Here is a 19,349-nt window from a genome sequence, read left to right on the forward strand (position 1 = left end):
AAACAACTTAAAAAAGTCAATTCTAAAACTGAAGTTTTAATCTTGACTTTTTATAGGAGAACTAAAATAAAAACTATGTCGGTTTCAGGAAAAAACATAAACTGGGAAAACCTTTCTTCCCTCGAATCATTTAAAAAGCTTCAGTCCTTAAAAGGCGCGGTAAACATTGCGAAGGAGCTTTCTTCGCCAGAAGCTCAAAAACGCGTTAAAGATTTTTCCGTAAAAATGGGCGCAGGCCTTGCTTTCAACTACGCAGCAAAGCAGGTTGACGAAAAAATCTTAAAAGTTCTCGCTGAACTTTCAGACGAAGCGCAGCTCACTCAAAAATTTGAAGCGCTTTACAACGGCGAAGTCGTAAACACAGGAGAAAAACGTCTTGTTCTGCATCACCTTACCCGCGGACAGCTCGGAGACAAGGTTATTGCCGACGGAACAGACAAACGCGAATTTTACAAAACTGAACAGAAAAAAATTGCAGATTTTGCAGAAAAAGTTCATTCTGGAAAGCTCACAAACGAAAAAGGCGAAAACTTTACAACAGTCGTTCAAATCGGCATCGGCGGCAGCGATTTAGGTCCAAGAGCAATGTATCTTGCTCTCGAGAACTGGGCAAAAGCAAATAATTCTTTCAAAATGGAAGCAAAGTTCATTTCAAATGTTGATCCTGACGATGCCTCGGCAGTTTTAAATTCGACAGACATTTCGCGCTCAATTTTTATTCTCGTTTCAAAATCTGGAACAACCCTCGAGACACTTACAAACGAAGCCTTTGTAAAAGACGCGCTCAAAAAAGCAGGCTTAAATCCAGCCCTGCACATGATTGCAGTCACCAGCGAAACTTCGCCTTTAGCCCACAATCCGGACTATCTCGAAGCCTTTTACATGGACGACTATATCGGAGGACGCTATTCTTCCACTTCTGCTGTCGGAGGAGCAGTTCTTTCCCTTGCATTCGGAGCAAATGTATTTGCAGACTTTTTGGAAGGAGCCGCCGAAGAAGACAAGCTTGCTACAAACCCAAAAATTCAGGAAAATCCTGCTTTGCTAGACGCCTTGATTGGCATTTATGAGCGCAATGTCCAGGAATATCCGTCAACAGCGGTTCTTCCGTACAGCCAGGCCCTGAGCCGTTTTCCTGCGCACTTGCAGCAGCTCGATATGGAATCAAACGGAAAATCTGTAAATCGCTTTGGTCAAAAAATTGACTATGTAACCGGTCCTGTAATTTTTGGTGAACCAGGAACAAACGGACAGCATTCTTTCTACCAGCTTTTACACCAGGGAACAAATATAGTTCCTCTCCAGTTTATTGCGTTCAAAAACAACCAGACAAAGGTTGACGTGACAATCGAAGGCTCAACAAGCCAGCAAAAACTAGATGCAAACGTAACTGCACAGATAATGGCATTTGCCTGCGGAAAAACTGACGCAGATCCAAACAAGGCATTTGCAGGAGGAAGACCTTCAAGCCTCATTTACGGCCCAGCGCTCAACCCAAAAACGCTTGGAGCGCTTCTCGCCCACTACGAAAACAAAGTAATGTTCCAGGGATTTGTATGGAATATAAACAGTTTTGACCAGGAAGGCGTACAACTCGGAAAAAAACTTGCAAAAAAAGTGCTTGCAAAAGAGACTGACGGCGCTCTAAAAGCATACGCACAACTGCTAGACTTGTAGTCTAAAAACAAAAAAGGCTTCTGCAATGCAGAAGCCTTTTTTGCCGAGAACCGGAATCGAACCGGCACGGCCGTTTGACTTGCCGAGGGATTTTAAGTCCCTTGTGTCTACCTATTCCACCATCTCGGCATTATCTTTCATAGAGAAAAATAACTTAATTAGTGTAGCAAATACAAGATAATTTTTCAAGTCGGTTTTTAGATTTTAGGATTTTTTCAAGGCAAGGCATATGGAGCACCGCCGGAGGCGGCCACTGGACTGAACGGAATAAAATGGAGTGAAGGAAGCGGCTGGAGCGAAAGCGCAAGTGCGGAACATGCCGGTTTTGCAAAGCAAAATGCCCCTAGATTAAAAATTTGCGCTCTATTTTACAACGCTGCGAATTTTGATAAAATCGAGCTATGTTCAGCGATACTCATTTTCATTTTCATCATCTTACAGAAGAACGCAATCTTGACGGCCAGGCAATTCTCAAGGCTTTGGCTGAGCGCGACACTTTTTTTGGTCTGGATATTGGCACCAAGGCGGACGACCTTTTTCCGCGAAAGAATGCAATTGCCAGCGCGATTTCTGGACTTTCGGACGAACTCAAGAAAAAAACAGAAAAATTTATTCAGTTTTCGGCAGGAATCTGGCCTGATGTCGGCGCAATCAAAAACAGAGACGAAGACATTGCCCGGCTTGAGGAAAATATCAGACTATTTAACAAAAACACTCCTAAAAAAATTATTGCAATCGGAGAATGCGGTCTTGACCACCACTGGAATCCTTCGGGAGCTGACGGCCGGTGCGAAGAAGATTTTGACAAAAAAACATTCAACGGAGAGCTGGAACTTTTTCAGATGCAGATTGAGCTTGCAAAAAAAATGGAGCTTCCGTTGATTGTGCACAGCCGCGACGCTTTTGAAGGCACAATCGGCTGCCTCAAAAATATGGATTTTCACAACGGAATTATTCACTGCTACAGCTACGGACTGGAAGAAGCAAGAAAATTCTTGGATGAAGGCTGGTATCTGGCTTTTGGAGGCGGAACAACTTACACTAAAAAATCAAAAATGGAAGAAATGCTCGCCTTGCTCCGCTACGTTCCTGACGACCGCATTTTAATGGAAACAGATGCCCCTTATTTGGCGCCAGTTCCGTTCAGAGGGCAGACAAATACTCCTGTCTTAATCGAGCATTGCTATAATTTTGTTGCAAATGCAAGAAAAACAAGTCCGCAGCAATTGAGCGGACTTGTGGACAAAAACATAAAAATTTTATTTAACCTGTGAGTAAAGGGAAGACATTGTGTCCCTCCATTCTCCGCGTTCGCTGTCCCGCGCTTCCCATTCAATTTCTTTAACTATTGAAAAATGGCGCATGTCGTGAACATTGTCAAAATGAAGAACCGCAAATTTTCCGTTTCCAATGTAAGTTACTTTTTCGTTCGGTCCAGGTTTTTCCTGCTCAGAAAGCTGTTTTAACACGCAGTCAAAGTGAACGGGCTTTCCATCTCCACGGTTATTTATTGCGCTTGCTATATCGTTTATCTGCTCGCCACAGATTGCGCATTTTACCACAGCTGTCTTAAAAGCCCTGATTGCTTCAGCCTGCTTTTGAATTTCTGCGCTCGTTACAGCTCTTTGCGCAAAAGAAGGACGATTTTTTTCTTGTTTTGAATTTTTATTAAAAGAATTTGAACCGTTCTGGTAATTAGTTGAATTAGATTTTTCTCCATAAGAGGAAGAACTTCTTGAACTCCAGTTTCCGCGATTTTTACCACGGCGATGATTATCTCGTACCATGTTTTCTCCCGTCGTATACAGTCTCGCTGTCTTCCACCAATTTTCGGCTCAAAACCTGTGCAATGCGCTGCACGGCAAAATCCACGTATTCTGAATCATGAATTTTCCGCCTCAACTCCAACACACGGTCAGAAAACTGGTTATTTACAGATTTTGAAATTGCAGTCATACAAGCTCCGAGAAAGCATCTTCGATATGATAAACAGGTTCCAACTCCGGCACATCAATTGCCAGAACGTCAAAACGAATTTTGCTGTTATTATATTGTCGATGTTTTGCAAGAAAGAATTTAGAAGTTTCGATTATTCTTTTTTGCTTTCTCAGATTTAATTCATGCGCTAGCGTTTCAAGTCCGCCGCTTGGCAAGGTTTTTACTTCTGCAAAAACGAGCAAGTCTGATTTTTGTGCTATTATATCAATTTCTCCGAATCTTGTCCGCCAATTACGGGCAATAATCTTATAACCTCTTGATTCCAAAAACAGCACGGCCCTGTTTTCTCCGTCATTTCCAACGCTGCGTTTTGAGGGATGTACAAAAAAAATAGAATCTGAGAGTCTTGTCAAACCGCTAAATTTCCTCTAATTCTTCAACTTCCGCAACATCATCAAAATTTTCGTCCAGGGTTAAATTTTCGCTGTCAATTTTGTGGCCAAAAGACAAAAGATATGGAATTTTCCAGCGTTTTAGAGCATCGATATGGTACTGTTTTGCGGTTTTTCGTTCTGCCAAAAACATATTCTTTCCATCGTCAAAAAAAACAGGCGCAGAAAAACGCACGCCCAACTGGATTTCAGAACAAGAAATTTTCAAATAATTTTTGTCTAGAGCGGAACTCATTGCTGCCATAATTACAACTTCCTTTCTGCCGATGAAATAAAAGCAAAAATATTTGCAATCGCTTCGTACAGGCTTTCTGGAATTATCTGTCCAACATTTTCTACAGAAAGCACATTTACAAGGTTTTCATTTTCTACAACAGGAATTTTGTTTTGCCGGGCAATTTCAAGCATTTTTTCTGCTGCAAAACCTTGTCCGCTTGCAGCAATGAACGGTGCAACGGCATTTTCTGGATATTTTAGGCAGACGGCTTTTTGTTTTTTTTCCATCACGCTTCTCCATCAAAAATACCAAGCTCCGTATTTTCTGCCGCAAAACCTTCAAGCTCTTCAAAATCTGCCGATTCTATAGAACTAAAGGGAAAAAAAGTTTTTAACTTTTCATTCATAAATTGCAAAACACTGTCAGAAGCATTCTTTAATGCAAATTTTATTGCATTTACTTTGTTCTCCATTAAATATAACACAAACGAATAGGATTTCTGTGAATTTTTACAATTTATTAGCAATTTCTTAATGCATTTTTTATCATCGGAAAGCAAAACTCTAATTACTCCAAAATAACCGTTAAAACTCCATTCAAACGGCAGAACAATCCAATGGCTTTCAGCGCTGTTTTTGGGTTTTAGAGAATTGAATAAAGAAAGCGGTCCGCATTCATTTTTCCGGGCACTTTCAAAAACAGTTTCAAAATATTCTTTTATGTCGTCCGAATTTATTTTTTCTTCGCCGGATTTTTTTTCAAAAAAAGAATTTTCGTCATTCTCTCTATTCTTTTTTCCTGAATTTTCTTCATCGTAAAAATTTCTTGTAACCGCTTCAACTGCAAAATCTGTCGGTGAGAGGCCTTTTTCTCCGAGCAAAAGCGCAACCTGCGATTTTTGAATATCTTTTTTTTCGTTTTTTTGTCCGCGCAATAGAGAATTTTTTAGCTTTGAAGGCTCAATTTTAATTCCCATTTCGAGCGCAAACTGAATCAGCCGCAAGCTTTCAGGAATTACAGGAAGTCCAAGCGTTATAAGCATGTTTTTTAAATCTGGATTGGAAGAATCAAAATTTTTTAGGTTAAAAGTTTCAAGTCCGCTGTTTTTTGCGCTTTCCAAAACTTCTTTTAGAAAAACTTTTCCATCTTTTACAAAAATCTGCGCTTTAAAAACCTGTCCGGGCAAAAGTGATTTTTGTGATTGAACACGAAACTTATGTCCTGCAAAGCTCACCGCATAAAAACCAGATTTTTCTTTAGAAATTACACGGGCCTTAACAACACTTCCGTCATGCAAAGATGAAGATATATTTTTTTGAGAAAAACCATTATTGCCGCTTACAACTTGAACTGATGAATACATAAAAAAACCCGGAACTTTTATGAACCGGGCTAAAAAAACTTAAGACAGATTTAAATTACTTCTTTTTTGCTTTTGCAGCAGCTTCAGCAGCCTTTGCCTCAGCAGCTTTTGCGTCTGCATTGATTGATGCTTCTGCAATGTCAGCAGCTTTGTTTGCAGCACGTGATGCAGCAATACGAGCGTTTGCTTTTGGTCCAAGAAGCTCCTTAATTCTTGCACCCTTACCAACCTTGCCGCGGAGGTAGTAAATTTTAGACTGACGAACTTTACCAGTCTTCAAGATTTCTACTTTGATTACACGTGGGCTGTATACAGGGAATACACGTTCAACACCTACGCCGTAAGAAGTCTTGCGAACTGTAAATGTCTTGCGAACTCCAGAACCCTTAATGCAAATTACAACGCCTTCATATTTCTGAATACGTTTTACTTTGCCTTCGATAATTTCAAAGTGAACAACTACAGTATCACCTACTTTGTAAAGCAAAGCGTTCTCTTTTTTCTGCTGCTCTTCAATAGTCTTAATAAGATCCATTGTTATACTCCTGATTTATCCGCAGCTTTTCTGCCACGGCGTTTTCTGCTTTCATGCTTTTGAAAGTGCATGTCAGTCAGTTCCTCAATCATTTTTTCAGCTTCTGAAGTAAGCTGCCCTCTCAACCTTGCCTGAACGATTAAGTCCGGTCTGTTTGCAAGCGTTTTTTGAAGTTGCTTTTTCAGCCGCCACTTTCGGATCAATTCATGGTTGCCACCGGTTAAAACATCCGGAACTTCCATTCCCCTGTATACTTTCGGGTGAGTATACTGCGGATATTCCAAAAGTCCGCCAGAATAACTTTCCTCTTCCAGTGATTCGTGAGTAATAACATCATCAACCAGCCGATAAACAGCATCGATTACAACGGTTGCGGCTACTTCTCCGCTGGACATAACGTAATCTCCAATGGAAATTTCGTCATCTACGTACTCATCAATTATACGCTGGTCAATACCTTCGTATCTTCCGCATATAAGGACAATTTCGTCCTTCTGACTAAGTTCCTGCGCCTTTGACTGAGTAAACGGCTTACCAGAAGGTGTAACATATATTACATGCTTTTTGTAAGCTTTAACGCTGTCCAATGCGCGCCCGAGAGGTTCCGCCATCATCAACTGACCGGCTCCGCCTCCATACGGTTTGTCATCACAAGTCTTGTGTCTATCAAAGGCAAAATCCCTGATATTCACTAAATCGTAAGCAATAATTCCCTTTTCAACCGCCTTCGCCATGATTGAGGCTTCAAAAAATGCGCGCGGAATCTCAGGAAACAAGGTCAGCACAGTAAATTTCATGGAATTACTCCAGAATCCAGAGGTGCATCAACTGGATACACTTGTTTTTTATGTCAATATTTCTTACGAACTTAGGATTAAATGGAACGTAAACCGTTTTCACTGTTTTCCCGTCTGCAAGATATTTGACGTTTTGAACAAGCAAGTCACAGTTCTCGGCCAGTAAAATCTCAAGGAGATTTCCAGAACCGCCTTCAATTACGTCTGTGATTGTTCCCACTGTTACAGGTTTACCCACAGCAGGCGCAGTCCAAACTGCCAATCCGTCATCGCCCTGTTCAGGATAAAAGTTAAGGGCACAATTTTTAAGGTCTTCAATATACCACTCGTTTTTTCCGAGTTTTTTGGCATATTTCCGTGGTACTACAATCTGCCATCCGCTGAGCTTACGAACATCTTCGGGTGAGTCTATTCCCACGAGTTTTAAATACAAGGTACCGGCGCCTTCACTAACCGACTCAACCTTACAAAGTTTTGAGTCTCCTGTCTTACCGTTCCTTAAAGTTACCTCCTTCATTGAATAGAAATGCTCAAATTCACCGGAAGTACTTTCTACTTTCATATTACCCGAAATTCCATGAGAACCGCGGATAAATCCTACAATAAACTGTTCAGTCTGTTCTGCCATTAACTAATCCAAGATTTCAAGACTATAACGTCTTCCGTCTTTTGAAGCAGACGCACTTAAAACAGTACGCAAAGCTTTTGCAATACGGCCGTATTTACCGATCACCTTACCAATATCACCCTGGGCAACACGAAGCTCCAAAACAGGACCACGCTCACCCTCGGTTTCAGTTACCGAGACTGCACTGGGATCATCGACCAATGATTTTGCAATGTATTCAATCAGGTCTTTTTCCATTCCCCGTTACTCCAGTTCAGTTATTTGTTAAGGCCTTTTGTGCTGAAAAGTTTGCGTACAGTGTCTGAAGGCTGAGCGCCAACACTGATCCAGTACTTTGCACGATCTTCTTTTACAGAAAACTGTTCTCCCGCCGCGATTGGATCGTAAGTTCCAATCTCTTCGATTGTTGTGCCATCACGTGGTTTGCGTGAATCCTGCACTACGATACGGTAAGCTGGACGCTTTTTTGTACCGAATTTCTTGAGTCTGATTTTGACCACTTTATCCTCCAAAGGACTTATTTAAGTCCTAAAATTGCTATTTTTTTCTTCACGAGCATAATAACACTAGTGTAGAATGCAGAATATTTTATTCTTTTGTATAGATTTAATCAATATAGCATACTAAAGATTTTCAAGTTTATAACCGATATTTTTTATTTGGAGCGCATCTCCGCACAAACCGGCTTTCCGCCCTTCGCTAGCGCTCATTGCCGTTCCGGCAACTCCGGGGCTCCAATCCGGGCTATAAAGCCCGGTCGTGAGCTTTATAGCACACACGTAAATAAACGGGTTTTGCGCCAAGCAAAAGCTAAAAAAAATGCCCCGGAAACAAGCAAATCCGGAGCTATAAAAAACTAAACTTCTTGACTATTCAAACAATGCCTTGTGCAAAATCTGAACAACTGTGTTTGCCTGAGAATTGTCAACAAGGAAACTTATATTAACCTTGCTTGCGCCTTGAGAAATCATCTGAACGTTGATATTTTCTTTTTTAAGCGCCGCAAAAGCGTCCGCAAGAATCGAACTTGACGAAGAGGCATCGCAAATAATCGTTACGATAGCCTTTTCATTTTTTACAGTCACATCTGCCGCTTTTTTCAAGTCTTCAACAAGTCCGTCAAGTTTAGAATTTCCATTTACTGTAAGAGAAACAGAAACTTCTGAAGTCGCAATCACATCAACAACAACATTCCATTTTAAAAACTGGTTGAACACATGGGCCAAAAATCCACATGCGCCGAACATGCTGTTTGACTGAATATCAATCAAATCTACATTTTTAACGTTTGTAATCGCAAGAACGCGCGGGGTCTTTCCACTGTGTTTTGCACGGATTACAGAACCTTCGCTCTTTATATTGTATGAATTTTTTACGCGGACTGGAGTTCCTGTTTTTCGGCATGGGATCATTGAGCGTGGATGCAAAACCTGAGACCCAAACATCGCAAGTTCCTGAGCTTCTTCATAAGTAACTTCTGGAACAGGACGCGCATTTTTTACAATCCGCGGATCTGTCGTCAAAATTCCATCAACATCTTTCCAAGTCTGGATTTCATCAACGCCAAGAGCAGCGCCAAGCATAGTTGCAGACAAGTCAGAACCGCCACGGCCGAGGGTTGTAATCACACCGTTTTTGTCTTTTGCAATAAAACCTGTAACAATCGGAATTTCTTTCTGTTCGCCGTTTTTATAAGCAGCAAGTTTCTCCGGAATATTTTTCCATACGTCCGGCAATAGTTCCGCATTCATAAAATTTGAATCTGAAACAAAGCCCACATCCCAAGCATCGTAGAATTTTGCAGGAATATTTTGCTTGTTGAGATATGCCGACATCAAGCGCACTGACATTCTCTCGCCAAAACTTACAAGATAATCTCGTGAACGCTTAGAAAGCTCGTGCAACATGCTAATTCCGGTGAGCAAAGTTTTTAATTCGCCCAAAAGCTCTTCAATCGCAGGAACATCAACATCCAAAATTCTGGCAGTATCGAGGTGAAGTTTTTCAACCTTCGAAATGTCAACCTTTCCGTTTACAGCCAAATCGGCCGCTTCGAGCAAATGATCCGTTGTATCGCCCATTGCGCTCAAAATAACAAGCGGACGTTCATTTTCATAAGCCTGAATAATAGAGGCAACGTGCTTAATTCTTTCGGCGTCAGCAACACTTGAACCGCCAAATTTCATTACTATCATATTCGGAAATTATAATGAATTAAAAACTAATGCACAACTACAGTATTTTTTTTGTCAGACTTTAACAAAAACAACGCTCAAAGCCGGCAAGTCGATTTTTTCAGCTTTTACAGTAATTTTGCCGTTCAATTCACAGTCTACACCGGCAATTGCGGTTTCCATTCCGAGTTCCTCGATTAAAAAAATTGACTGTTTTTGCTCTTTAGAAAGGCAAATTGCGTTTCCGCTCCACCCAGGATTCTGCAAAAGATAAACCAAAGTCCAATGTGTATTGCTGTTTCTTTCTGCCTGCCTTGCAGCTCTCGCCGCGGCATCTCCAGCGGCAACTCTCATAAGCATTGTATCTTTGTCAATTAAAGGCTCATTTTTTATGAATGCGCGCAACTGCTCGTGTCCGATTAAATCTCCGTAACGGCGAAGAGGCGAAGTTACCTGGCTGTACATTCCAAGACCAAGCGCCGCATGAGAAGACGGAGTTACGCCGACATTTCGCTTGCGCATGCAACGTCTGAGCCTGTATTGTCCGGCAAGTCCTTCCGGCAAAACAGCAGGAATATCCGGCGCATCCTGGCTTATAAATGGAAAAGGAATATTGTTTTTAAAGGCAAATTTTGCCGCTCCTTCACCTGCAAGAATCATACATTCGCGCACAACCTCTCCGCTCTCGTAATGCACAACTTCTTCCATGCTGACTTTTTTTGTCTCTGGCTCAACAACAACGTGAATTTCTGGCATTTCGATAAAAACAGCGCCGTTTTTTTTGCGCCGCTCGGCTGTTTTTCTGGCAATTTCAAAAAGAGGTTTTAGTTCCGCGCTGTCTTTTAGCTCATCGGCTTTTTTGTAAGACAGGCGTTTTACATCAACAATCGTACGCAAAATTTCGCAGTCCTCAATTTCGCAATTTTCATTCAGCTTAATTTTAAAGCTCAGGGCACGGCTTATTTCTTTTAATCCCAGCGCATAATCTTCAAGGCAGTCCTCGCTCAACATTCTAGCCGCACCTTCAGGAATATATAAAGTCGCTCCACGTCCTCTTGCACAAATATCAATCGGGCTGTCAGGCAAAACAGTGCTTGCAGGATCTGCTATATGAACCCAAAGGTATTCACCGTCAAAACAAATCGCGTCGTCAGGGTCTGCAGACCACTCAGAATCGATTGCATAACTTGTTCCCTCAACTTTTACCCTGTCTTCTTCCGGCGGACGTCCAAGGCTCAATTTTGCGCTCTTTGTGCTAAGCCCCCAGCGCAAAGGATAAGGATTTTTTGTAATATCCCAAATTCCAGTTTTTAAAAGAATTTCGTGGGCACGTTCAACGGTTTCTTTCATTCCCGCATCTTTTAAAATTTTACAGCTGTCCGTCTTGCAAAGCGCAAATGCTTCTACTTCCTGCATATATTTTCCGTCAGCAGGCAAATCAAGTTTTCCCTGGCGCAATCTGGTTATAAAGGCAGCACGCATTTCTTCGGCATGTTCTTTTTCAAAAGCCTTGTTTTTTAATTCTTCGATTTTTTCGACAGAACGAGGAATAAAAAGAATTTTTTGACATTCAATGTCAGAATTATCGATTTTTTCTTCAAAATAAAATCCGCTTTTTAAAGCGCAATAGACGCCCCAAGCTTCATCGGCGGCAATTTTTCCGCGAATCAATTCTACAAGCTCAGAAAAGGGCATAAATGATGATGAAGTTTCGTTTTCGCTGCTCAAAAGCTCGTAAATTTCTGCAATCTGATTCTGAACCTGACTCTCCGGCTTTAAAGCGTTTTCTGCAAAATCAAGACAATTTTCCAGTGAAGAAGCTGGATTCTCGCTCAACAAAATTATATCGCGCGGACGCACTTTCTGACTTGCGTAAACTGCTTTTTTTCCTGACAAAGTAGCTCTAGAAACACACCAGCTCACTAAAATTTTGGAAGATTCTTCGCCTTCGACAAGAGCACAAAAACTTTTATAAATTACAACGGATTTTTTTTGCATATAGCCCACCTAAGGCAATTTTACAAAATCCAGGGCGGTTTTTCAATCGACAAAAATTTTATGAGCAACTATTATGGCAAAATGCAAACACGGCTTGCCTTTTTAGAGCAAACAATATAAAGTCGTTTTTGCGCAGTTTATGATTCCTCATAATTCTCCTGCGCTTTATAAATCAAAATTCTTATGGAGGCGGACGTTTTTGCGTCCATCGTTCTTATGAAAAAACTCTCTTCAAAGCTTATGCAGGAAATAAAAGATTTTAAAATTCTCCTGCGAAACATTCCTTCACTTACAGTTTCACTGTTTATTCTGTCGGTTGTCTGCGCAAACTTAATGGCAAACAAAGAACTCGTAAATTTCAAGTACATTGCCCTTGACTGCGGATTTACTTTTAGCTGGATAATGTTCCTGTGCATGGACATAATCTGCAAACGCTGGGGAGCAAAAGCTTCCATCAAAGTTTCGATTCTCGCGCTTGCAGTAAATCTTTCTGTCTGCCTTATTTTTGCGCTTCTCTCAAAAGCGCCTGGAATGTGGGGCGAGTTTTATACGACAGAAAATCAAGAAGTAAACCGCGCATTAAACGCAACATTCGGCGGTTCGTGGTACGTTGTTTTGGGCTCGGCCCTTGCCTTCATCACCTCTTCAATAATAAATGCGCTCTTAAACACAGCAATCGGTTCTTTTCTCAAAAAAAACAATTTTTTCAGTTTTGCACTGCGCTCCTACATTTCAACGGCAATTGCCCAGTTTGCAGACAATTTTATCTTTGCAACAGCCGTTTCAAAAATTTTCTTTGGCTGGAGCTGGACTCAGGTTATCGTCTGCTCTGCAATAGGAGCGTTTTTTGAACTTTTGTGCGAAGTTGTTTTTTCCGGACTTGGCTGGAAAGTAGTGCGCCAGTGGGAAAAGGAAAATGTCGGCAACGAATATCTTGAATATCAGAAAAAACAGGCATAATCAAACATGAAAGTCTTAATCACCGGAACAAGCCGGGGAATCGGCAGGGCCGCAGCTTTAAAATTTCTTTCGGAAGGATTTAATGTAATCGGATTGGATATTGAATCAGACACAATTTCAAAAAGCCATGATGCGAAAAATAAGGAAAATTATTCTCATTTTACAGCAGATATTTCCGCCCCATCTTCTCTTCCGGAAATTCCTGACGTTGAAATTCTTGTAAACAACGCAGGAATTCAAACTCCGGCTTTGACAGGTGGAGAAAAAGACATTCAGGTAAATCTTATCGGCACGATGGCTGTAACTCAAAAATACGCGTTTCAGCCAAAAATAAAATCAGTGCTCTTCAACGCCTCTGTTTCCGCTCTTACAGGAAACGAATTTCCTTCGTACGCAGCTTCAAAAGCAGGAATAATCGGCTACATGAAAAACTGTGCAATTCGCCTTGCAAATTCATACCGCGCAACCTGCAACGCAGTATGCTTTGGAGGCGTGCTGACAGAATTAAACGAAAAAGTCATAAAAAACGATAAGCTTTGGCAAAAAATCATGGACGCAACCCCTCTAAAACGCTGGGCAAGCGCACAAGAAGCCGCCGACTGGATTTACTTTCTTACAGTAATAAACAAATTCTGCACAGGACAGGCAATCGATGTTTCTGGCGGAGAACGAAACTGCGCAGACTTATTTGTCTGGTAAAATTATAAGCCGTAAGCAAAAAAAAATCCCGATGTAAAATGTTTTTCACACCGGGATTTTTTATCAGCCGTTTATATAAACGCCGTTCTGATTACCATTTCTTTTCGATTTCTGGTTCACAGATATTTACTTCTGTTTCCAAGTCAAAGAACTTGCATCTTTCCATTTTTGGAGTAAAGTTTACAGTATCTCCAAGCTGCGGATTTACAACTGGTTCACATTTAGCAACAATGTTTACATTCTGAACCTGAACAAATACGTGAGTTTCTGCTCCGAGCGGTTCTTTGTTTGTAACTTTTACCGCCATGTTGTTTTCTGCAGCTGGTGAATCATGATAATCCAAGTCTTCTGGACGAACACCGAACCAAACCTGTTTTCCAACATAAGCCTTAAGATGTTTCTGCTGGTCAGCAGTTGGCACAAGCTTAAAGTTTCCTTCGTCTGCAATTACATTGCCGTTTTCTTCAGCAATATTTACTTTGAAGAAGTTCATTGGAGGAGTTCCGATAAATCCAGCAACGAATTTGTTAATCGGGTGATTGTAAAGGTAAAGAGGCTCTCCAATCTGCTGAATGCGTTTTTCTGACATTACAACGATTTTTGTACCCATTGTCATAGCTTCAATCTGATCATGAGTTACATAAATCATAGTTGCCTGAAGGCGGTTGTGCAAATCAGAAATTTCAGCGCGCATTGTAACACGGAGTTTTGCGTCAAGGTTAGAAAGAGGCTCGTCAAACAAGAATACTTTTGGAGAACGAACAATAGCACGGCCTACAGCGACACGCTGACGCTGACCGCCAGAAAGAGCCTTTGGTTTACGAGCAAGATAGTTGTCAAGGTCAAGAATTTTAGAAGCTTCGCGGACACGGCGGTCGATTTCTGCCTTGTCAGTTTTGCGGATTTTAAGACCGAAAGCCATGTTGTCGTATACAGTCATATGCGGATAAAGAGCATAATTCTGGAATACCATTGCAATATTGCGGTCTTTCGGCGGAATATCATTCATCAATTCACCATCGATGTAAAGCTCGCCGGCAGTAATGTCTTCAAGACCTGCAATCATACGGAGAGTTGTAGATTTACCACAACCAGAAGGACCTACAAATACACAGAATTCGCGGTCTTCAATTGTTACATTTGACTTTTCAACGGCAAGAACATCACCGTCATAAACTTTTGTAACGCCTTTTAGTTCAACCTTTGCCATTTAGTTTTCCTCCTCGTGGCATTTAAGGGATTAGATTATGAAAATATCTTAAAAAAAAAACGAAATAAATTCAACCTTTTTTCCGCCAACCTTTTTCAGGCAAGGCGTATGGCGCGCCGCCCGGAAGCGTTTGGGGCAATTTTTAGCAGATTTTTTTATTACTATGAAAAGATTTTTTATTTTTTACAGCCAGAAAAAAACAAATTTCGAAATTGCCCCAAATGGAGCGAAAGCGCAAGCGCAGAACACGCCGGTTTTGCACAGCGAACGCGGCGCAAAATGCCACCAAAATCAAAAAAATTAAAAAATTCCTTTAAATACAGGCTCAAGCAAAACAAACAAAACCGTAAAAAGAACGGCTGGAAGATAATTTGCAGTTTTTATTTTTTTTATCGCCATAATGTTAAGTCCGATAAAAACAATCAGAACGCCTCCGCTTCCTGTAATTTCGTTCAAAAGCTTTTCGGTTACAAAAGGCGAAATCCAGACAGAAAGCAAGGTAAGAAGCCCCTGATAAATAAGCACTGAAAGCGCGCTAAAAGCAGTTCCAACTCCAAGGGCAACCGCCATTCCAATCGAAATAAAACCGTCAAGAATCGACTTTAACAAAATAATAGAATAATCTTTTTCAATTCCGGCTTTGAAAGAACCAACGATCGCCATAGCGCCGACACAAAAAAGCACAGACGAATTTAAAAAAGCATAGGCAAAATTCTTTTTTGGCTTCCCTGAAGAAAATTCCGAAATTCCGCTGTTAATTTCGCCGGCAGTTTTTACGCTCAAGTTTTTTAAATTTTCATTTTCAAAAGAATTCTCTTCAGCGTTCTGCCCAAAAACTTTTCCTAGCCATTTTCCAACTTTTAAAACCGCGCCGTCAATATCGAGCAAAGTTCCTGCAATTCCGCCCAAAATTACGGAAAGCGACAAGTAGACAACATTCTGATATTTTAGCGCCATCTGGATTCCCATCACAAAAGTAACTCCGCCACATGCAAAAGTAATAGAATCCGTAACTTTTTCAGAAATTTTCCGCGCAAACAAAAGTCCAATCATCGAACCAAAAATAATCGCACCACAGTTAATAAATGCAGCTGGCATAAAAAAACTCCATGCGGTTGATTTTTAAGGGCGTCCGGCAAAGCCGCCGGGTCTTTGCGTTATAAAATTGCTCCGCAATTTTTCCGTTCAGCCACGCGATGCGTGTCCGAACCGCTTTTGCGGCTATCAGCCCCTGACGCGCCCGTTTTTATAAACCAGCCGATATAAAAAAAGGCTGTCCGATAAAACCGAACAGCCTTTTGCAAGTTGCGGAGAAGCTGACTTGAACAGCCACGACTTGCGTCACCAGCACCTCAAGCTGGCGTGTCTACCAATTCCACCATCCCCGCACGATGTATTTATATTAACTAAAATAAATTTTTTAGTCAATAATTAAAATCGTTTTTTTTAAATTTTTCTGTTTTTTTTTGCAATTTTTATTTTTTATCCTGAAAAAAGAAAGCCGCCAAAAAGTAAGTTTCTGACGGCTTTCTTTTATTTTGAATGTCTCTGATTTTTAGAGTCCTGCGTTATCTAAGCCGCCCTGCTTAACCTGAAAATGTGAAAATTCCATGCTAAAGCTTGCGCGTCCCTGGGTTACAGAACGAAGGTTTGTAGAAAATCCGAACATTTTTGCCATTGGAGCAGTGCAATGGATAATCTCGCCGGTAGATTTAGAATCCTGGCCGCTGATAATTCCACCGCGCTGAGTAATCTGGCTGATCGCTTCGCCTACAAATTCAACAGGACTTGTAATGTCAACGCTCATAACAGGCTCAAGAATTACAGGACCTGCTTTTCTTGCAGCTTCGTCAAAAGCCTGGGCTGCACAGGCAGTAAATGCGAAAGGTGTTCCGGTAAGTTCGTTGTAGTCGATTTTTGTGACAGTTACGCCGACATCGGCACAAGGATAGCCGTACTGAATTCCAGACGCAAACGAGTTTTCGATTCCTGTTTTTATAGCGTCGTAAATTTCGTCTGGAATTTCTCCGCCATAAACCGCGCAAGAATAAGTGTTGCCTTGTCCCTGCTCATTCTTTTGAATTTTTAAAGTTACGCCTGCAAAATTGTCTTTTCCGGCAAGATTTTTCTCCCAAACAGAACTCTGTTCAACCTCAGAAGTTACAGACTCGCGGTATGTTACGCGAGGAGCGCCAACATTCGCCTTAACGCCAAAATCCTCCTTCATTCTTGTAACCAAAACGTCAAGATGCAATTCGCCCATTCCGCTTATGATAAGCTGCCCGGTTTCTGCATCTTCGTGACTTGTAAAAGTCGGATCTTCGCGGCTCATAATTGCAAGCGTATCAATAAGCTTATCTTTATCAGAAAGAGTTTCCGGTTCAATTGCAATAGAAATTACAGGTTCAGGAAATTTAAGGCTTTCGAGGAGAACCGGCATTCCCTCGGAACCGAGAGTGTCGCCTGTCGAAGCAAGTTTTAGTCCGACAAAAACGGCAATATCGCCTGCGCTTACGCTGTCCATCTGCTCCATTCGATTTGCATTTACACGAAGGATTCTATTCACCCTTTCACGCTTTTTCTTTCCGACGTTAAGATACTGGCTTCCTGCTGTAAATTTTCCGGAATAAACGCGGACAAAGCAAAGAGTGCCCATATCTTTGTCCTGCTGGATTTTAAAAACAAGACCGAGCGGCATCTTCTTTTCGTCGCAAGGAATTTCTACTTCTTCTTCGCGGTCTTTTTTTATATGAAGGCCTTTTGCAGGAGGAACATCGGTCGGACAAGGCAAATAGTCGAGAACAGCATCAATTAAAGGCTGAATTCCCTTGTCGCGGCGCGCAGAACCAAGCACACAAGGAACCGCAGTTCTAGCAATCGTACATCTTCTCAAAGCGGCCTTGAGCATATCGTCAGAGATTTCTCCGCCTTCAAGATAAATCATTCCAAGCTCATCGTCAGCCGAAGCAACATCGTCAACTAGTTTTGCATGCCACTTTTCAGCCTCGTCCTTTCTTTCAGGAGAAATTTCCGATTCAATAAAAGTTTCGCCTTCATCGCTTTCGTTCCAGCGAATTTCCTTCATTTTGATTAAATCAATCAGGCCTTCAAATTTTTCGCCCTGTCCAATAGGAATTTGAAGGGCAACGGTATTTGCGCCAAATTTTTCGCGGACATCATTTATAGAATAGAAAAAATCTGCTCCAATTCTGTCCATTTTATTTACAAAACAAAGTCTTGGAACATTAAACTGGTCAGCTTGCCGCCATACAGTTTCGGTCTGTGGCTGAACACCGTCAACAGCGCAAATTACAGCAACTGCACCGTCCAAAACACGCAACGAGCGCTCAACTTCGGCAGTAAAGTCAACGTGTCCCGGAGTGTCGATAATATTTATCGTGTAGCCTTTCCATTGAGTCGTAATTGCAGCAGAAGCAATCGTAATTCCACGCTCCTGTTCCTGCTTCATGAAATCCATAGTTGCGGTACCATCATCAATTTCGCCGATTTTATGAATTTTTCCCGTGTAAAAAAGAATTCTCTCAGTTGTTGTTGTTTTTCCGGCGTCAATGTGAGCCATAATTCCAATGTTGCGCATTTTTGCAAAATCTAAAGCCATTTTCGTACCCTGTAAAATTTCAAAAAATTCCTTCGCTAAAAAAGTTCAGCCTTCAAAATAAAATTTAAAGACCATAAAAAACTAGAGAGAGATTATACCAAAATCAAAAAATCCTAACAATAAGAAGATTTCTCAAATTTTTTACACAGTTTTAAATTTCTTCCAGGGAATTTAAAATTTTTGCGCACAAACTTTTTATTTTTTCGTCCGGTTTTATCTGGTCTGGAACTAAAATAACTTTTAAACCGGCATTATACGCCGAAAGAACACCGTTCGGACTGTCTTCGACGGCAACACAGTTTTTTGGATCTATACCGACAGAGGAACAGGCCCTTAAATAGATTTCAGGATCTGGCTTTGAATGCTCTACGCTGTCGCCACAGGTAAGTGTTTCAAAATAATCTATCAATCCAGCACGAGAAAGCTGTCTTTCGACTGCCTGTCTTCTAGTTGAACTTGCAAGCGCAAGAATAAAACCTTTATTTTTTAGCCGCTCAAGACAGTTTTTTGCACCTGGCATAAGTTCAATTCCTTCGCTTTCTTCTGTTTTACGAAAAAGATTTCTGGCATAATCATACCATTCTCGAACATTAAAATTTTCATTCTGTTTTTCAAAAAAATTCTGAAGAGTAAAAAGAGTATCCTGATCTGACTGCCCTACACACTGGTAATAAACTTCATCAACGCCCTTAAGATTCCATTTTTCAGCCGCCAGTCTCCAGCATTTTTTACAGAGACTTTCAGTGTCCAAAAGCACTCCATCCATATCAAAAACAAAAGCAGAAATTCCGCCAGCATTAAACATAATTTTTATCCAACTTTATAAAAAGCTTTGTGCAAGATCTCGACATCAAGAATATTTTAGAAAAAAAGCATTTTCTTTTCAACAAAACAAAAAATACAGAGCGCACATAAAAAACTAAATTTTTAATATCCAACACTTGACATAAAATTTATTTTTTCATATAGTAGTTTACATCACAAATCACATTCCCCGATTGTGTAATGGTAGCACTTCAGATTCTGGTTCTGACTGTGGGGGTTCGAATCCTCCTTGGGGAACTCGAAAAAAGGGCTGACTT

20 protein-coding genes, 3 tRNA genes and 1 pseudogene are annotated in these 19,349 nt (G+C 41.0%); 5 read left to right on the forward strand and 19 right to left on the reverse strand.

The genetic code is table 11. From position 1 onward, the window contains the following. Positions 1–75 precede the first annotated feature (75 nt). Positions 76–1,677: a glucose-6-phosphate isomerase gene (locus B4N75_RS02810; protein ID WP_296019669.1), complete on the forward strand. Its 1,602-nt coding sequence runs from the start codon at positions 76–78 to the stop codon at positions 1,675–1,677. A gap of 41 nt (positions 1,678–1,718) precedes the next feature. Here B4N75_RS02810 and B4N75_RS02815 read toward each other — a convergent pair. Next, positions 1,719–1,806: transfer RNA gene (locus tag B4N75_RS02815), tRNA-Leu, on the reverse strand. 272 nt (positions 1,807–2,078) lie between these two features. On the opposite strand from B4N75_RS02815, the gene B4N75_RS02820 reads away from it, so the two are divergent. Further along, positions 2,079–2,951: a TatD family hydrolase gene (locus B4N75_RS02820; RefSeq protein ID WP_296667315.1), complete on the forward strand. Its 873-nt coding sequence runs from the start codon at positions 2,079–2,081 to the stop codon at positions 2,949–2,951. Here the strand turns inward: B4N75_RS02820 and B4N75_RS02825 are convergent. The 13 genes and pseudogenes from B4N75_RS02825 to B4N75_RS02885 all read right to left on the reverse strand — a co-directional run bounded on the left by B4N75_RS02825 (position 2,937) and on the right by B4N75_RS02885 (position 11,779). Further along, entirely contained in the window at positions 2,937–3,464 is a 528-nt protein-coding gene (locus B4N75_RS02825) for a hypothetical protein (RefSeq protein ID WP_296667317.1), read from the reverse strand. The two genes, B4N75_RS02820 and B4N75_RS02825, sit on opposite strands and share 15 nt — an antisense overlap. Then, entirely contained in the window at positions 3,451–3,633 is a 183-nt protein-coding gene (locus tag B4N75_RS02830) for a hypothetical protein (RefSeq protein ID WP_296019678.1), read from the reverse strand. Before B4N75_RS02830 ends, B4N75_RS02825 begins: the two co-directional genes overlap by 14 nt. After that, positions 3,630–4,028 (reverse strand): YraN family protein, encoded by a 399-nt coding sequence (locus B4N75_RS02835; protein WP_296706551.1) that lies wholly within the window; start codon positions 4,026–4,028, stop codon positions 3,630–3,632. The genes B4N75_RS02830 and B4N75_RS02835 overlap by 4 nt, the downstream gene beginning before the upstream one ends. Positions 4,029–4,032: 4 nt before the next feature. After that, entirely contained in the window at positions 4,033–4,311 is a 279-nt protein-coding gene (locus B4N75_RS02840) for a phosphohydrolase (RefSeq protein ID WP_296667320.1), read from the reverse strand. Positions 4,312–4,313: 2 nt separating this feature from the next. After that, positions 4,314–4,571 (reverse strand): EscU/YscU/HrcU family type III secretion system export apparatus switch protein, encoded by a 258-nt coding sequence (locus B4N75_RS02845; protein ID WP_296019686.1) that lies wholly within the window; start codon positions 4,569–4,571, stop codon positions 4,314–4,316. Then, complete coding sequence (locus B4N75_RS02850; protein ID WP_296667323.1) at positions 4,571–5,647, reverse strand: hypothetical protein; 1,077 nt, start codon at positions 5,645–5,647, stop codon at positions 4,571–4,573. The genes B4N75_RS02845 and B4N75_RS02850 overlap by 1 nt, the downstream gene beginning before the upstream one ends. A gap of 187 nt (positions 5,648–5,834) precedes the next feature. Further along, positions 5,835–6,182, reverse strand: a pseudogene (rplS, locus tag B4N75_RS02855) (50S ribosomal protein L19); the annotation flags it as partial. A gap of 2 nt (positions 6,183–6,184) precedes the next feature. Continuing rightward, a complete protein-coding gene (trmD, locus tag B4N75_RS02860) occupies positions 6,185–6,979 on the reverse strand; it encodes a tRNA (guanosine(37)-N1)-methyltransferase TrmD (RefSeq protein ID WP_296019697.1) in 795 nt (264 codons plus the stop codon). Positions 6,980–6,983: 4 nt separating this feature from the next. Then, positions 6,984–7,607 carry a ribosome maturation factor RimM gene (locus B4N75_RS02865; RefSeq protein ID WP_296019700.1) on the reverse strand — a complete coding sequence of 208 codons (624 nt, stop codon included), beginning with the start codon at positions 7,605–7,607 and terminating at the stop codon, positions 6,984–6,986. 3 nt (positions 7,608–7,610) lie between these two features. Next, entirely contained in the window at positions 7,611–7,844 is a 234-nt protein-coding gene (locus B4N75_RS02870; RefSeq protein WP_078930370.1) for a KH domain-containing protein, read from the reverse strand. A gap of 20 nt (positions 7,845–7,864) precedes the next feature. After that, the gene (gene rpsP, locus B4N75_RS02875; protein ID WP_234969880.1) at positions 7,865–8,107 is read right to left on the reverse strand and encodes a 30S ribosomal protein S16; all 243 of its coding nucleotides are present in this window, start codon (positions 8,105–8,107) and stop codon (positions 7,865–7,867) included. 369 nt (positions 8,108–8,476) lie between these two features. Beyond that, entirely contained in the window at positions 8,477–9,802 is a 1,326-nt protein-coding gene (locus B4N75_RS02880) for an aspartate kinase (RefSeq protein ID WP_296019709.1), read from the reverse strand. Between the two features lie 54 nt (positions 9,803–9,856). Beyond that, positions 9,857–11,779 (reverse strand): ribonuclease catalytic domain-containing protein, encoded by a 1,923-nt coding sequence (locus tag B4N75_RS02885; RefSeq protein ID WP_296019712.1) that lies wholly within the window; start codon positions 11,777–11,779, stop codon positions 9,857–9,859. A gap of 216 nt (positions 11,780–11,995) precedes the next feature. Between B4N75_RS02885 and B4N75_RS02890 the strand changes: the two genes are divergently transcribed. Together B4N75_RS02890 and B4N75_RS02895 are read left to right on the forward strand one after the other, a co-directional pair. Beyond that, the gene (locus tag B4N75_RS02890) at positions 11,996–12,739 is read left to right on the forward strand and encodes a VUT family protein (protein WP_296019714.1); all 744 of its coding nucleotides are present in this window, start codon (positions 11,996–11,998) and stop codon (positions 12,737–12,739) included. 6 nt (positions 12,740–12,745) lie between these two features. Then, on the forward strand, positions 12,746–13,438 hold the full coding sequence (locus B4N75_RS02895) for an SDR family NAD(P)-dependent oxidoreductase (protein WP_296667328.1): 693 nt from the start codon (positions 12,746–12,748) through the stop codon (positions 13,436–13,438). 91 nt (positions 13,439–13,529) lie between these two features. Here B4N75_RS02895 and B4N75_RS02900 read toward each other — a convergent pair whose 3' ends face one another. From B4N75_RS02900 to B4N75_RS02920, 5 genes are all read right to left on the reverse strand, one after another. Next, positions 13,530–14,648: an ABC transporter ATP-binding protein gene (locus B4N75_RS02900; RefSeq protein WP_296019723.1), complete on the reverse strand. Its 1,119-nt coding sequence runs from the start codon at positions 14,646–14,648 to the stop codon at positions 13,530–13,532. A 300-nt stretch (positions 14,649–14,948) separates the two neighbouring features. Next, complete coding sequence (locus B4N75_RS02905; protein WP_296706552.1) at positions 14,949–15,746, reverse strand: DUF554 domain-containing protein; 798 nt, start codon at positions 15,744–15,746, stop codon at positions 14,949–14,951. A gap of 208 nt (positions 15,747–15,954) precedes the next feature. Continuing rightward, positions 15,955–16,036, reverse strand: a tRNA-Leu gene (locus B4N75_RS02910). Positions 16,037–16,203: 167 nt separating this feature from the next. Then, entirely contained in the window at positions 16,204–18,267 is a 2,064-nt protein-coding gene (gene fusA / locus B4N75_RS02915) for an elongation factor G (RefSeq protein ID WP_296706553.1), read from the reverse strand. Positions 18,268–18,418: 151 nt separating this feature from the next. After that, the gene (locus tag B4N75_RS02920) at positions 18,419–19,072 is read right to left on the reverse strand and encodes an HAD family hydrolase (protein WP_296667338.1); all 654 of its coding nucleotides are present in this window, start codon (positions 19,070–19,072) and stop codon (positions 18,419–18,421) included. 186 nt (positions 19,073–19,258) lie between these two features. Between B4N75_RS02920 and B4N75_RS02925 the strand changes: the two genes are divergently transcribed. Continuing rightward, positions 19,259–19,329, forward strand: a tRNA-Gln gene (locus tag B4N75_RS02925). Positions 19,330–19,349: the final 20 nt, after the last annotated feature.

It is taken from the genome of Treponema sp. UBA7570 (assembly GCA_002477955.1).
Classification (GTDB): Bacteria; Spirochaetota; Spirochaetia; order Treponematales; family Treponemataceae; genus Treponema_D.